This is a genomic window from Rhodoblastus sp., assembly GCF_052145335.1.
In the GTDB taxonomy this organism is placed as follows: Bacteria; Pseudomonadota; Alphaproteobacteria; order Rhizobiales; family Beijerinckiaceae; genus Rhodoblastus.
The window spans coordinates 1-13,351 of sequence record NZ_JBKQOU010000272.1; the positions used below are offsets into that span (position 1 = coordinate 1).

The following is a 13,351-nucleotide window of genomic DNA, read 5'->3' on the forward strand; positions in this document are numbered from 1 at the left end:
TTTGAACCTCGACCAAAGTCAGGGCGCCGTCGCCGCAGGCGATGCGCGGCGTGTCGTCGAGGATTTCGCCCGGCTTGCCGGCCCCCTCCGACAGTGTCGTGCGTAAAATTTTCACGCGCTCAAGGCCCTTGCCGAAATCCATTTCGAAAAAGGCGCCGGGAAAGGGCGACAGGCCGCGAACGAGATTGTGCAGTTTTTGCGAGGCTTGCGAAAAGTCCACCCGCGCTTCCGCCTTGTCGATCTTTTTGGCGTAAAGCAGGCCCTCTTCGGCCTGCGGCTGGAAGGTCAGGCCGCCGCGCTCCAGCGCCGCCAACGCCCGGCCGATCAGGTCGGCGCCGAGCAGGGACAGCTTGTCATGGGCCTCGCCGGCGGTCATGTCGGGCGGGATCGCCAGCTTTTCCGCCATGGCGATGGGGCCGGTGTCGAGACCTTCCTCCATCTGCATGACCATGATCCCGGTTTCCCGGTCGCCTTCCATGATGGCGCGCTGAATCGGCGCCGCGCCGCGCCAGCGCGGCAGCAGCGAGGCGTGCAGGTTGAGGCAGCCGAATTTCGGCGCCTCGAGCACGGCCCTAGGCAGGATCAAGCCATAGGCGACGACCACCGCCACATCGGCGTCAAAGGCCCGGAACTCGGCCACGCCCTCCGGCTCGCGAAAATTCTTCGGCGTCAGCACCTTCAGGCCGTAACGCTCGGCGGCGGCATGAACCGGCGAGGGGGTCAGCTCCAGCCCGCGCCGACCGGCGGGTTTGGGCGCGCGCGAATAGACGGCGACAATCTCATGCCCGCGGCCAAAAATCTCCGCCAGCGGCGCCAGCGCGAAATCCGGCGTGCCCATGAAAATGACGCGCATGTCTCAGAGACCACTCTGCTTTTCGCGGATTTCCGGGGCTCTTCTGGGGGCGCCGGGCGCGTCCTGCCGCGCAGCCTTGGTGAATTTCTTGATCGCCCGCTCGCGTTTCAGCCGTGACAAATGGTCGATGAACAATTTGCCTTCGAGATGATCCATCTCGTGCTGCAGACAGGTGGCGAGCAGGCCCTCGGCCTCGATTTCGCAACGCTTGTTGTCGCGGTCGAGATAGCGCACGCGGATTTTCGCCGGCCGCGACACTTCCTCGTAATATTCCGGAATGGACAGGCAGCCTTCCTCGTAGACCGATTCCTCTTGCGAGGTTTCGAGGATTTCCGGATCGGCGAAAAAGCGCGGCGCCGGCTCCTCGTCCTTCCTGGCGAGGTCCATGACGATGACGCGCCTGGCGACGCCGATCTGGATCGCCGCCAAGCCTATGCCGGGCGCGTCATACATGGTTTCCAGCATGTCATCCATCAGAGCGCGCACGGCGTCGTCCACGACGCCGACTTTTTCGCTGACGGCGCGCAGGCGGGGATCGGGCAGGCACAGGATAGGGCGTATGGCCATGAAGCTGACTTTCGAATTCGATCTCTTGAAATAGGGGTGAGGCGCGCCGTCGTCAAATCCGGTTTGCCAGGGAACCGGTTTTGTGTTCTTTATTTGTTCATTTCTTTTTGCTCTATTCGCGCCATGAATGATCGCCATCTGTTCGAAGTTTTCGCCATCCCCGTCACCGTTCACGAATTCTTGAGCGTGGCGGCAGTTTTGGCTCTGCTTGTGCTGGCCTTCGCGGCTTTGCGCGGATCGGGCGGCCGGCGGCGGGCCGAGACCGACGCGCAAATGGCGGCGCTCGCGCGCAATCACGCCGAATTGGCTGGGCGGATGCAGACGCTGGCCGAGATTTTAGGCGGAAGGCAGGCGGATTTCGCCCGCGCGGTGGCGGAAAAGCTCGATTCCTCGGCCCATCGGGTCAATGAGCGGTTAGAGACTTCGTCGCGCGCCACCTTGGAAAATCTCGGCGCCCTGAACGAGAGGCTGGGGCTGATCGACGCGGCGCAGGCGCGATTGGCCGGCCTGACTCAGGAAGTGATCGGCCTGAAGGAAATTCTCGCCAACAAACAGGCGCGCGGCGCCTTCGGCCAAGGGCGGATGGAGGCGATCATCCGCGACGCCCTGCCGGCCAGCGCTTTCAAGTTCCAGCACACGCTCTCGACCGGGGCGCGGCCCGATTGCGTATTGCGCCTGCCGGGCGACGACAAGTTTCTGGCCGTGGACGCCAAGTTTCCGCTCGAAGCTTTTTCGGCGCTGAAGGAGGCTGGCGACGAGGCTGCGAAGAAACTGGCGCAGGCGCGGGTGCGCGCCGATCTCGGCAAGCACGTCAAGGATATCGCAGAGCGCTATCTGCTGCCGGGCGAGACGCAGGACGTGGCGATCCTGTTCGTCCCCTCGGAATCGCTGTTCGCCGACTTGCACGAGTCTTTCGAGGATGTGATCCAGAAGGCGCATCGCGCCCGCGTGCTGATCGTCTCGCCCTCGCTTTTGATGATGGCGATCCAGGTCTTGCAGGCCCTGGTGCGCGACGCCCTGGTGCGCGATCAGGCCCATGTGATTCAAGCCGAGACACGGCGTCTTGTCGAGGATGTTTTACGCCTGCGACAAAGGGTCCTCAAGTTGGAGGGCCATTTCCGCCAGTCGCAGGAGGATGTCTCGGCGATTCTGGTCTCGTCGGAAAAAATCGCCCGCTGCGGGGAGCGGATCGAGAAGATCGATTTCGCACAGCCGCCGGAAGGGTCGGAAATCATGTCGGCGGCGCAGTAGGTCGCCGCTCGTTCCCACGCCGTCACAAATCCGTCCGGCTCCTCAAGGCTGCGGCCAGCGTGCCTTCGTCGAGATAATCCAGTTCCCCGCCGACCGGCATGCCATGGGCGAGGCGGGTGCATTTCACGCCGAGATGGGCCAGCATTTCGGTAATGTAATGCGCCGTGGTCTGACCATCGACCGTGGCGTTGACCGCCAGAATCACTTCCCGCACCCCGCCTTCGGCGACGCGTCCCACCAGTTTTGCAATATTCAGATCGTCCGGCCCGACGCCATCGAGCGGCGACAGGGCGCCGCCGAGCACGTGATAGCGCGCCGACAGGATGTTGGCGCGCTCCAGCGCCCAGAGATCGCCGATAGTCTCCACCACCATGATGGTGGAGCCATCGCGGCGCGGATCGCTGCAAATGGCGCAGGGGTCGCTGGTGTCGATATTGCCGCAGATCGAGCAGGTGACGATTTTTTCCTTGGCCACCCTCATGGCGTCGGCGAGCGGGCCGAGCAATTCCTCGCGCTTGCGAATAAGATGCAGCGCGGCGCGGCGCGCCGAGCGCGGCCCCAGTCCCGGCAGGCGCGCGAGCAATTGAATCAACCGCTCGATTTCCGGTCCGGCGATGCGCTCGGCCATTTGTAAGTTCCGAAAAAACGCGCCCAAAGGGCGCCAGGAGCGCAAAAGCGCCGCCCTGGCGGCGCGTCAAACTCGAAAGAGCGACGCCGAGCTGAAGCGAGGGGCGCCCTTATCGCAAAAGCGACAAGGGCAATGATTAGAAAGGCATCTTCATGCCCGGCGGCAATTGCAGCCCCGCCGTCAGGTCCTTCATCTTTTCTTCCATCAGCGACTCAGCCTTGCGCCGGGCGTCGGCGTGGGCGGCGACGATCAGGTCTTCGAGAATTTCCTTCTCCTCGACCTTGAGCAGGGATGGGTCGACCGACAGACCCTGCAACGCGCCCTTGGCGGTGAGCGTGACCTTCACCAAGCCGCCGCCGGAAAAGCCCTCGACGGTGATATTGTCGAGTTCGGCCTGCATTTCGGCCATCTTGGCCTGCATGGCGCCGGCCTTTTTCATCAAACCCATGATGTCCATCTAAAAATCCTCGTCTAGCTAAAAGTCATCGTCTTGGGAATCCTCGACGTAGCCGACGTCATCGGCCTCCGCCGGCGTATTTTCGCTCGACATTGCGGCAGGCTCGGCCTCGCCGCCGCGCACCGCGACAATGACCGCGCCGGGAAACTGTTCGAGCGTCGCGCGCACCAGAGGATGCGCCTGCACGCCCACCCGCCGCTGGTTTTCCTTTGCCGCGGCCTGTTCCAACAGGCTCGGCGCGCCCGAAGCGGTGGACAAGGCCACCATCCAGCGCTGTCCGGTCCAGTCCTGCAATTTGCGCGTCAATTGCGCCGGCAATCCGGGCGAGCCGCCCGGCGCCAACGAAAATTCCAGCAGGCCGGATTCGAAACGCACCAGCCGCACGTCGCGCTCCAGCGCCGTCTTGATCTGGATATCGCGCTGCGTCCCGGCCAAGGCCACCAGCTCGGCGAAGGATTTCAGCACCAGGCGAGGCGTGTTTTCCGGCGGGCTTTCGGGCGCGGCGGGCGGCGGCGGGGCGAGATAAGGTTGCGTCGCGGCCAGGCGCGGCGCGCTGCGCGCGGCGCCGCTCGAACCCGAGGGGGGCGGCGCCCCGCCGCGAGGCGAGGAAGCCCCGGGATTCTCGACGGGCTGGCTCAGTCTTTTCAGCACTTCTTCCGGCGAAGGCAGGTCGGCGGCATAGGCGAGCCGCACCAGAACCATGTCGGCGGCCGCCAGCGGTCGTGGCGAATCCCTGGTTTCCTGCACGCCCTTGAGCAGGATTTGCCAGGCGCGCGACAGCACGGACATCGAAAGCTCCTGCGCCAGGACGGCGCCGCGCTGGCGCTCGGCTTGGGTGGCGGAAGGATCGACGAGATCGGGCGCGACTTTGGCCCTGGTCACGAAATGCACGAATTCCGCCAGTTCGACCAGCACCTGGCCGGGATCGGCGCCGCTGTCATACTGGTCCCTAAGGTTGGCCAGAGCGGCGGCCACGTCGCCCTTCATCAGGGTCTCGAACAGGTCGATGATGCGCGAGCGGTCGGCGAGGCCGAGCATCATCCGCAAATCGCCGGCGTGGATCGGCGCTCCGGCGCCGTGGGCGATGGCCTGGTCGAGCAGCGAGAGCGCGTCGCGCACCGAGCCTTCGGAAGCGCGCGCGATCAGGCTCAGGGCCTCGTGATCGACGTCGACCTTTTCCTTGTCGCAAATCGAGGCGAGATGGCGGGTCAGAACCTCGGACTCGACGCGCCGCAGGTCGAAACGCAGGCAGCGCGAGCGCACCGTCAACGGCACTTTCTCGATTTCGGTCGTGGCGAACAGGAACTTGACGTGTTCCGGCGGCTCTTCGAGCGTCTTCAACAGGCCGTTGAAGGCCGCTTTCGACAGCATGTGCACTTCGTCGATGATGTAGACTTTGGTGCGCGCCATCACCGGCTTGTAGCGCGCGCTTTCGATGATCTCGCGCACGTCTTCGATGCCGGTATGGGAGGCCGCGTCCATTTCGATGACATCGACATGGCGCGATTCCATGATCGCCTGACAATGGACGCCGACCTCATTCATGTGGATGGTCGGCTTGTCGATCGCCGGGCGCCCGTCGCGGGCGGAAACTTCGTAATTGAAAGCGCGGGCAAGGATGCGCGCGGTGGTGGTCTTGCCGACGCCGCGCACGCCGGTCAGCATATAGGCCTGATGGATGCGGCCGAGATCGAAGGCGTTGGAGAGGGTGCGAACCATCGGCTCCTGGCCGATCAGGTCCTCGAAACGCGAAGGGCGATATTTGCGCGCCAGCACGCGATAGGCGGCGGGTTGCGCCGGTCTTGGCGGCTCGTCCGTGAACAGGCCGCCGCCAGGCGGCGCTTCTGTCGGGTTTTGCGCGGAATCGTCGATCATCGAACCGCCGATGGAGGGCGCCAGCGGTTGTCGGGCGCGCAAAATGACAAAAGGTGGGAGGCTGGACGAAGACCCGCCCGTTCTCGTTAGGGCTGCTTCCTTCCGGACCTGACCCGGTTGGCGAGTGGAACGTCCACCGCCAACCTCCCGACGCCTATTTGGACCATCGCCGCCGATTTCGCAAGAGGGGCTGGCGCCGCTTGTGTCGCCGGCGCGAAGGCGTTAACTCCGACGGGCGACTTTTTCGGAGGCCGGATGACTTTTCAACTCGATTCCCGCCTCGCCGCCGACACTTTTTTGGTCGGCGACCTGCCCCTGTGCCGCATCCTTCTGATGAATGACAGCCGCTTTCCCTGGCTGATCCTGGTTCCGCGCCGCGAGGACTTGAGCGAAGTCCACGATCTCGCGCCGTCCGAACGCGCCATTCTCATCGAAGAGGCGACGCTGGCGGGCGAAAGGCTGAAAATTTATCTAGGCGCGAAAAAAATCAATATCGCCGCCCTCGGCAACATGGTCCCGCAATTGCATATGCATGTGGTCGCGCGTTTTGCCAACGACGCCGCTTGGCCGGACCCGGTCTGGGGCGTCGGCGAGGCGGCGCGCTACGAACCGGATTTGGCCGCGCGGCTTGTCGCCGATTTGCGCCGCATGCTTGATTGCGCGTTGTTTAAGGAGAGTTGATGCCCGATCCCGTCCAAGGCTTTGCCGGCAACCCGCTCGACCGCCTGTCGCAACTTCGCGAGGACGCGCAAGCGCTGGCGCGGCTGGCGGCCGATCCGGCGGCGAGGGCGGTGGTTTTCGTCCAATCCATGCCGATCCTGCGCATGGAAGGCGAGGACTTGAGCGCCCGGCATCCACTCGCGCAGGCGCGGGGGCTGGGCGCGGCGACTACGGAGGTTCTGCTTGGCCGCGACGATAAGGGGCCGGTTTTCGCCTTGCTGCTGCCGGACGACGCCGCCCAGGCGCAAGAGCCGGCGGGTTCCGGCGCCCTCGATCTGAGGAAATGGCTCCTGCCCAAGGATCCCGGCCTGCAAATTCACGATTTGCGGACGTTGGCGGTCAAGAAGCGGCTTGGCCGGCCGGAACTCGCGGTTCTGGCGCAGGCCAAATCCGTGCTGCATTATCATGCGACGCATGGTTTTTGCGCGCGCTGCGGCGTGGCGACGATCGTTGCCGCCGCAGGCTGGCGGCGCGATTGCCCGGCCTGCGGGGCGCGGCATTTTCCGCGCACCGATCCGGTGGCGATCATGCTGGTGGTCGATGGCGAAAATTGCCTGCTCGGACGCGCCCGGCATTTTCCCGAAAAAATGTATTCCTGCCTCGCCGGCTATGTCGAAAGCGGCGAGGCCCTGGAAGAGGCGGTGCGGCGCGAAGTGATGGAAGAGGCTGGCGTCCTCATCGGCGAGGTGACTTACGCCGCCTCGCAGCCGTGGCCCTTTCCCGCCTCGCTGATGTTCGGCTTCCGCGCGCAGGCGCTGTCGCGCGAAATCCGCTTGGGCGACGACGAGTTGGAGGACTGCCGCTGGTTCAGTCGCGCCGAGGCGCGCGCCATGGTCGAGGAGCAGCACGCCGAAGGATTTTTCGCGCCGCCGAAAATCTCCATCGCCCGCCAGTTGCTGGAGCAATGGCTGGCCGAGGAGGTTCCTTCAGTCGTCCAGACGCGCGCGCAAAAGTCCGCGTAAGGAATTGCCGAGGAAAAAACCGCGGCGCAAATCGTCGAGCGCCAGGATTTTTTCGCTCGCCTCGCCTCGGGCCAGGAGATCGGCGCGGAAAACCCCCGGCAGCAGGCCGCTGGACAGAGGCGGGGTCGAAAGCGCGCCGCCGACGCCGACAAAGACATTGGTCCGCGCGCCTTCGCAGATTTCATCTTTTTCATTGAGGAAAACGACTTCATCGGCGCCTTGCGCTTCGGCGAGGGCGCTTTCGTAAATCTCCCGGCGCGTGGTCTTGTGACGCAGCCACGGATCGCGCGAATCGAAACGCTTTTTCGCGACGCCGACGCGCCAGATTTTTTCCGCCCGCTCCGGCTCGAAGGCGGCCGTCGTCGCCTCAATCGAGCCGTTGCGAAGCAGGAGCAGCCGGACGCGTAACCGTACTTTCGGCGCGTCGGCGCAGGCTCGCGCCAAGGCGTCGTCGAAGGCCTTTTTCTCGAAAGCGAAACCGAGCGCGGCGGCCGAATTTTTCAGCCGCGCTTCGTGGCCGGCGAGCAAAAAATAGCCGTCCTCGCCCGTCCACAGCAAAGTCTCGATCAGGCCGAAATCCTTCAGCCCGTCAGGAAGCGCGCCTTGAGCAGACATTCCTCATATTCCTCCCGCGCCTGCGAATCCGCGACAATGGCCGAGCCTACCGGACAGGCCAGCCAGCCGCGTCCGTCGAGCGTCAAGGTGCGAATGGCGACATTGAAGCGCATGTCGCCATTTGGCGCGATATGGCCAAGAGCGCCGCAATAATTTTCGCGGGCGAATCTTTCCTGTTCGGCGATGATTTCCATGGCGCGGATTTTTGGGGCGCCGGTGATCGAGCCGCAGGGAAACAGGCCGGCGAAAATCTCGGCGATGGAGAGATTTTCCCGCAAGATCGCCTCCACCCCGGAGGTCATCTGGTGCAGGGTCGGAAATGTCGCCACCGAAAACAGATCGGTGACGCGCACGGATCCGACCTCTGACAGACGGCTGAGATCGTTGCGCAGCAAGTCGACGATCATCAGGTTTTCGGCGCGGTTTTTCTCGTCTTGCGCCAGCGCCGAGGCGAAAGCGGCGTCCTGCTCCGGATTGGCGCCGCGCGGCGCGGTGCCTTTCATCGGCCGGGTGAAAATTTTTCGCCCCCGCTTGGTAAAAAAACGCTCCGGCGACAACGAGATGACGGTCCGGTCGCCCAGCGCCACCACCCCGCCCAATTGCGCGGGCTGTCGCTGCCGCAGCAGGGCGTAAAGATCGAGCGGCTCGCCCTGGCAACGCCCGGTGAAAGGGAAGGTCAGGTTGATCTGGTAGACATCGCCCGCGCCGATATATTGGCGGCAGGCGTCGAAGCGCTTTCGATAGTCGGAGAAATCCCACGACGGCAGCAGATCCGTGACCGCCGCCGGTTTTTCCGCGCGGATTTTTACCTCGCGCGGCGCGTCGAATACGCCGAACTGCAGCAAGGGGCGCCGGCTGCGCTCCGGCAGGAGTTTTTGCAAGCGCTGCTCGAAAGCATAGCCGCATTCGTAGGCCATGACGCCAGCGAGGTGGCGCCCGGCCTCGCTCGCCGCCTGCATCGACGCCAAAGCCGGCGCGACTTCCTCCGCTGTGAAGGCGACGATTTTCTCGCGCATGTCCGCAAACAGCAGCGCGCCGCCGGCGTCGGCATCCTCGATCAGGCAAAAAGGGCGCAAAGGCGGTACAGTCCAGTTTTCCGCGCGAACGATGAGCCAGATAGCGCGGGAAGGGCGTTTGCGAAAGCCCGCATCGTCGCGATGGACGCTTCCGCCGCTTTTGTGTAGCAAGAACGGCTTGGCGCGGAGAAAATTCCATGGCTTTGGTGCTGTTTTCGGGCGGCCAGGATTCGACGACCTGTCTCGCCTGGGCGCTCGAGCGTTATGAGCGGGTCGAAACGCTCGGCTTCGACTATGGCCAGCGCCATCGCATCGAACTGGAGCAGCGGGCCGTGCTGCGCGACGCTCTTGTGGCGATCAAGCCGCGATGGGCGCAGAGGTTGGGGCCGGACCATGTGCTCGACCTCTCAGTCCTGGGCGCCATTTCCGACACCGCCCTGACCAGCGACAAGGCCATCGAAATGGGCGCGAAGAACCTGCCCAATACTTTCGTGCCCGGCCGCAACCTGATCTTCCTCGCCTTCGCCGCGGCGCTGGCCTATCGGCGCGGCCTGACGCGCATCGTCGGCGGCATGTGCGAGACTGATTTCTCCGGCTATCCCGATTGCCGCGACGACGCGATCAAGGCGATGCAGGTGGCGCTGAACATCGGCATGGAGAGCCGCTTCGTGCTGGAAACGCCGCTGATGTGGATCGACAAGGCGCAAAGCTGGGCCTTGGCGGAACAACTCGGCGGCCCCGCTCTGGTCGAGGCGATCGTCGAACACAGCCATACCTGCTATCTCGGCGAACGCGGCGCGCGCCACGACTGGGGCTATGGCTGCGGCGAGTGCCCCGCCTGCCGGTTGCGGGCGCAGGGTTTTAAGAACTGGCGGACGGGGCGCTAATCGTCAAAATGGCACGTTAGTTCCCTATAGCGACGACAGGATTCGGCTCAAACGCGTCTTTCAAGCTTTTCTGGCAATGGCCGCAGCAGCTTTTTCAGCGGACTTTCCCCGCTTCGGTTAAATGCGTATTCGTGATTCGAAGCGGCATTTGGCGGTGCTCGCGCGGCAGGCGAACGAACGGCCTAATTCTGCCGTTCGCGAGTTCGCCGCTGTAGTTCCACATTGGGGCTTACGCCTCGTGCCCTGGGCCCATCTGGGCTTGCGCGGCGAGCCAGGCTCTTGTCTCGCTCAGGATCTCGTCGGACAGTTCGGAGTCGTTGCTCATGCGCGCCAGGATCAAGGCGCCTACCATCGCCGCCCAACTGCCGACCGCCGCGCGGCGCTTGCTCACCGCATCCGGACCAGGAGCGACTCGGCTGAGGCGCTCGATCTGCCGCTCAAGCCCCGCTGTCATTTCGGCGCGGGCGCCGCCAGGTTGACGGACGATCTCCGATGCGAGCGCGGCAACCGGACAGCCGGCCGCGCAATTGTCTCGGTGGTCGGCGGACAGATATTGTTCTGCAAGCGCCCCTAGATCGCCGGGCGGCGCCTCGGAGCGCCCCATTACGTCGGCCAAAGCTTGGGCGATCAAATCATCCTTGGATTTGAAATAGCCATAGAACCCGCCATGCGTGAGCCCCGCTGACTTCATAACGTCGGTCACCGTGACGGACTCGAAGCCATGCTCCCGGAACAGCCGACTCGCCGCCGCCAGAATTGTCCGCTTGTTCTCCAGAACCTGCTCCCGGCTCACTCTCATTTCTGTCTCCCCACATTCCGATTGACATCATACATGATCACTATCATAAATATCAAACATGATGATCATCATGAATAAGCCGCCGCTTGATCGCCACGAAAGAATGTTGGGCCGGCGATCTACCTGGAGCAATTGGAGGAATCGATGGAAACTCAAACAGGAAAAGTCGCAATCGTGACCGGAGCCTCGTCGGGCATCGGCAAGGCCACGGCCGAAGCGCTGGCGCGCAGGGGATTTATTGTCTTCGGGACAAGTCGTCGGGTGATTGCGGATGGGCCGAAGCAGGTCACCATGCTGACATGCGATGTGACTGACGATTCATCAGTAACTCAGCTCGTTTCTGACGTGCTGTCGCGGACTGGCCGGATCGACCTTCTGGTGAACAACGCCGGTCTCGGCATCATCGGTGGGGCCGAGGAATTCTCGATCGCGCAGACAAAGTCACTGTTCGAGGTCAATTTCTTCGGCGTTTTGCGCATGACCAACGCCGTACTGCCGTCGATGCGCAACGCTGGCGCCGGACGGATCATCAATATCAGCTCGGTGCTCGGGTTCATCCCGTCACCCTATGCCGCCTACTACAGCGCAACGAAGCATGCGGTCGAAGGATATTCGGAGTCGCTTGACCACGAGACCCGTGCCTTCAATGTACGCGTGACGCTGATCGAGCCAGCGTTTACCCGGACTTCCTTCGATCAGGGGGCGCTCAAGCCGGACGGCGAGATGAAGGAATACGACGAAGCTCGTACTGGTGCGGCCAAGCTCATGCGCGAGGCGGTGGCTATCGGCGACCCCCCCGAAGTGGTCGCCGACGCCGTGGTCATGGCTGCGACCGCAGCGAGCTTGAAGCGCCGCTATCCCGCCGGCAAGGCCGCGAAGCAGCTCACCTTCGCGCGTCGGTTCGTGCCCGCAGGCATGTTCGAAAAGAGCCTGCGTAAGCAGTTCGGGCTGCCCAGCTAAGGCAGCAGCGGACGAACAAGTCCGCGCCTAACCTTCATTGGCGCCTGACGCCGTTGCTAGCTTCAGAGTGGAGAAAACCGATGAAGGCATTCGTCGTCGATAAATACAAGAAGAAGGGCGCCCTTCGCCTAGCCAACGTGCCGGAGCCGGAATTGCAGGACAATGACGTCCTGGTCCAGATACACGCCACCGCCGTCAATCTTCTCGATTCCAAGCTCAGAGACGGAGAGTTCAAGCTTCTTCTTCCCTATCGTCCGCCCTTCGTGCTGGGGCATGACGTCGCCGGAAAAATTGTCAGGATTGGCCCCAAGGTCGGGCGGTTCAAGGTGGGCGACGAAATCTACGCGCGGCCGCGCGACCATCGCGTCGGCACATTCGCCGAATTCATCGCCATCGACGAAGCCGACGTCGCGCTGAAGCCAAAAAACCTCAGCATGACGGAAGCGGCGTCCATCCCGCTGGTCGGGCTGACCGCGTGGCAGGCGCTGGTCGAAGTGGGCAAAGTGAAGCCGGGCCAGAAGGTATTCATCCAGGCCGGTTCCGGCGGCGTCGGGACTTTTGCCATCCAGCTCGCCAAGCATCTCGGCGCTACGGTTGCGACGACAACCAGCGCCAAGAATGCCGATTTGGTCAAAGGTCTCGGGGCGGACGTGGTTGTCGACTACAAGACGCAGGAATTCGATAAAGTCCTGTCTGGCTATGATCTCGTGCTGAACAGTCAAGATCCAAAGACGCTAGTGAAATCTTTGGGTGTGCTCAAGCCTGGTGGCCGGCTCATTTCGATTTCCGGGCCGCCCGACCCTGCTTTCGCCAAAGAATTCGGTCTGAACCCGTTCCTGAAACTGGTCATGCGCCTGCTAAGCCGGGCGGTCCGGAAAAAGGCGAAGGACCTCGGCATAAGTTATTCGTTCCTGTTCATGCGAGCCGATGGGAAGCAATTGAGCGAGATCACGTCGCTGATTGAATCCGGCGCGATCCGACCGGTCGTCGACAAGGTGTTCCCATTTGAGGCGACGGGGGATGCGCTGTCCTATGTCGAGTCCGGGCGCGCCAAAGGCAAGGTCGTCATCAACATAGAGCAGAAATCATGAACTGGAGCTCCGACCGCTGATTGTTCTGGAAGCGGTCGGGCAATCAGGGTCGGCTTTCCGCCCTTCCTTGCCCTTGCTGGAGGCGTCAGTGGACTTCGGCTTTCCGCCGATTCTTGCCGTAGCCCGACGGCGCCAAGCGTGTGATTTTGACCATGCGTGGCGCCGCCCATGGTTCGGGTTTTCAATCTCCGGTCGAACTCCTCGCCGCAAAAGCCGCGTTGACGATGACCGCCTGCGCCGCGCTCACCACGATTTTTCCCGCAAAACCATCGCGCGCCGCCTGCTCGCAGATGCGTGAAAAATCCTCGCTCTCGGCCGGTTCGGCGCAATCATAGGCTTTGGTCCCCGCGGCGGCGGCGGCGAACAGGCAGAAGCTGCGCGCCACGCGCAAAGGCTCCGGCGGCTCGTCGCCGTTTCGCGCCAAAACCCTCAGCCTTTGCGCCAGAAGCCGCTCGTTGCGGCCAAGGCCGATCAGCCGGCGGGAAGCGCGCGCGATGGAGCCGAGTTCAAACAGCGCGGCGGGCGAATCGCCGACCAGGGCCAGAATTTTCAAGGCGCCTTCGGCCAGATTATTTTCCGCCTCGCGCACCGCCAGTTTGGCGCCGAGATGCTGGATGTCGCGGCCGCCGGAGGCGTCGGGGAGGATGATCCCGTCCGGCCTGCCCGGCAT

Annotated in this window: 14 protein-coding genes, 1 other RNA gene and 1 pseudogene; 6 read left to right on the forward strand and 10 right to left on the reverse strand. The window is 63.3% G+C overall.

Features of this window, described 5'->3' with window-relative positions; genetic code table 11:
• Together fmt and def are read right to left on the reverse strand one after the other, a co-directional pair.
• A partial coding sequence (gene fmt / locus ACLP2E_RS16940) for a methionyl-tRNA formyltransferase (RefSeq protein WP_442466598.1) occupies positions 1 to 853 on the reverse strand: 853 nt, incomplete at its 3' end.
• Between the two features lie 3 nt (positions 854 to 856).
• Entirely contained in the window at positions 857 to 1,420 is a 564-nt protein-coding gene (gene def / locus ACLP2E_RS16945) for a peptide deformylase (protein WP_442462285.1), read from the reverse strand.
• A gap of 123 nt (positions 1,421 to 1,543) precedes the next feature.
• On the opposite strand from def, the gene ACLP2E_RS16950 reads away from it, so the two are divergent.
• Positions 1,544 to 2,671: a DNA recombination protein RmuC gene (locus ACLP2E_RS16950; protein ID WP_442466599.1), complete on the forward strand. Its 1,128-nt coding sequence runs from the start codon at positions 1,544 to 1,546 to the stop codon at positions 2,669 to 2,671.
• Between the two features lie 22 nt (positions 2,672 to 2,693).
• On the opposite strand, the gene recR is transcribed toward ACLP2E_RS16950, so the two are convergent.
• From recR to ffs, 4 genes are all read right to left on the reverse strand, one after another.
• Positions 2,694 to 3,299, reverse strand: a complete 606-nt coding sequence (gene recR / locus ACLP2E_RS16955) for a recombination mediator RecR (protein WP_442462283.1) — start codon at positions 3,297 to 3,299, stop codon at positions 2,694 to 2,696.
• 136 nt (positions 3,300 to 3,435) lie between these two features.
• Positions 3,436 to 3,756 (reverse strand): YbaB/EbfC family nucleoid-associated protein, encoded by a 321-nt coding sequence (locus ACLP2E_RS16960; protein WP_442462282.1) that lies wholly within the window; start codon positions 3,754 to 3,756, stop codon positions 3,436 to 3,438.
• Positions 3,757 to 3,774: 18 nt separating this feature from the next.
• Complete coding sequence (locus tag ACLP2E_RS16965; protein ID WP_442466600.1) at positions 3,775 to 5,631, reverse strand: DNA polymerase III subunit gamma/tau; 1,857 nt, start codon at positions 5,629 to 5,631, stop codon at positions 3,775 to 3,777.
• Positions 5,632 to 5,683: 52 nt separating this feature from the next.
• Positions 5,684 to 5,780: signal recognition particle sRNA small type (gene ffs, locus ACLP2E_RS16970), an RNA gene on the reverse strand.
• Positions 5,781 to 5,886: 106 nt separating this feature from the next.
• On the opposite strand from ffs, the gene ACLP2E_RS16975 reads away from it, so the two are divergent.
• Positions 5,887 to 6,312, forward strand: coding sequence for an HIT family protein (locus ACLP2E_RS16975; protein ID WP_442466601.1), 426 nt, complete (start codon positions 5,887 to 5,889; stop codon positions 6,310 to 6,312).
• Complete coding sequence (nudC, locus tag ACLP2E_RS16980) at positions 6,312 to 7,313, forward strand: NAD(+) diphosphatase (RefSeq protein WP_442462279.1); 1,002 nt, start codon at positions 6,312 to 6,314, stop codon at positions 7,311 to 7,313. The genes ACLP2E_RS16975 and nudC overlap by 1 nt, the downstream gene beginning before the upstream one ends.
• On the opposite strand, the gene ACLP2E_RS16985 is transcribed toward nudC, so the two are convergent.
• Together ACLP2E_RS16985 and ACLP2E_RS16990 are read right to left on the reverse strand one after the other, a co-directional pair.
• Complete coding sequence (locus ACLP2E_RS16985) at positions 7,278 to 7,928, reverse strand: aminotransferase class IV family protein (protein ID WP_442462278.1); 651 nt, start codon at positions 7,926 to 7,928, stop codon at positions 7,278 to 7,280. The genes nudC and ACLP2E_RS16985 overlap by 36 nt on opposite strands.
• Positions 7,895 to 9,004: an aminodeoxychorismate synthase component I gene (locus ACLP2E_RS16990; RefSeq protein WP_442466602.1), complete on the reverse strand. Its 1,110-nt coding sequence runs from the start codon at positions 9,002 to 9,004 to the stop codon at positions 7,895 to 7,897. Before ACLP2E_RS16990 ends, ACLP2E_RS16985 begins: the two co-directional genes overlap by 34 nt.
• Before the next feature lie 137 nt (positions 9,005 to 9,141).
• On the opposite strand from ACLP2E_RS16990, the gene queC reads away from it, so the two are divergent.
• Positions 9,142 to 9,831 (forward strand): 7-cyano-7-deazaguanine synthase QueC, encoded by a 690-nt coding sequence (gene queC / locus ACLP2E_RS16995; RefSeq protein ID WP_442466603.1) that lies wholly within the window; start codon positions 9,142 to 9,144, stop codon positions 9,829 to 9,831.
• A gap of 229 nt (positions 9,832 to 10,060) precedes the next feature.
• Here the strand turns inward: queC and ACLP2E_RS17000 are convergent, their stop codons facing one another.
• Positions 10,061 to 10,630, reverse strand: a complete 570-nt coding sequence (locus ACLP2E_RS17000; RefSeq protein ID WP_442466604.1) for a TetR/AcrR family transcriptional regulator — start codon at positions 10,628 to 10,630, stop codon at positions 10,061 to 10,063.
• 144 nt (positions 10,631 to 10,774) lie between these two features.
• Between ACLP2E_RS17000 and ACLP2E_RS17005 the strand changes: the two genes are divergently transcribed.
• Together ACLP2E_RS17005 and ACLP2E_RS17010 are read left to right on the forward strand one after the other, a co-directional pair.
• Complete coding sequence (locus tag ACLP2E_RS17005; RefSeq protein ID WP_442462274.1) at positions 10,775 to 11,590, forward strand: oxidoreductase; 816 nt, start codon at positions 10,775 to 10,777, stop codon at positions 11,588 to 11,590.
• A gap of 80 nt (positions 11,591 to 11,670) precedes the next feature.
• Positions 11,671 to 12,681: an NADP-dependent oxidoreductase gene (locus ACLP2E_RS17010; RefSeq protein WP_442466605.1), complete on the forward strand. Its 1,011-nt coding sequence runs from the start codon at positions 11,671 to 11,673 to the stop codon at positions 12,679 to 12,681.
• A 181-nt stretch (positions 12,682 to 12,862) separates the two neighbouring features.
• On the opposite strand, the pseudogene ACLP2E_RS17015 reads toward ACLP2E_RS17010, so the two are convergent.
• A pseudogene (locus ACLP2E_RS17015) lies at positions 12,863 to 13,351 on the reverse strand (CoA ester lyase); the annotation flags it as partial.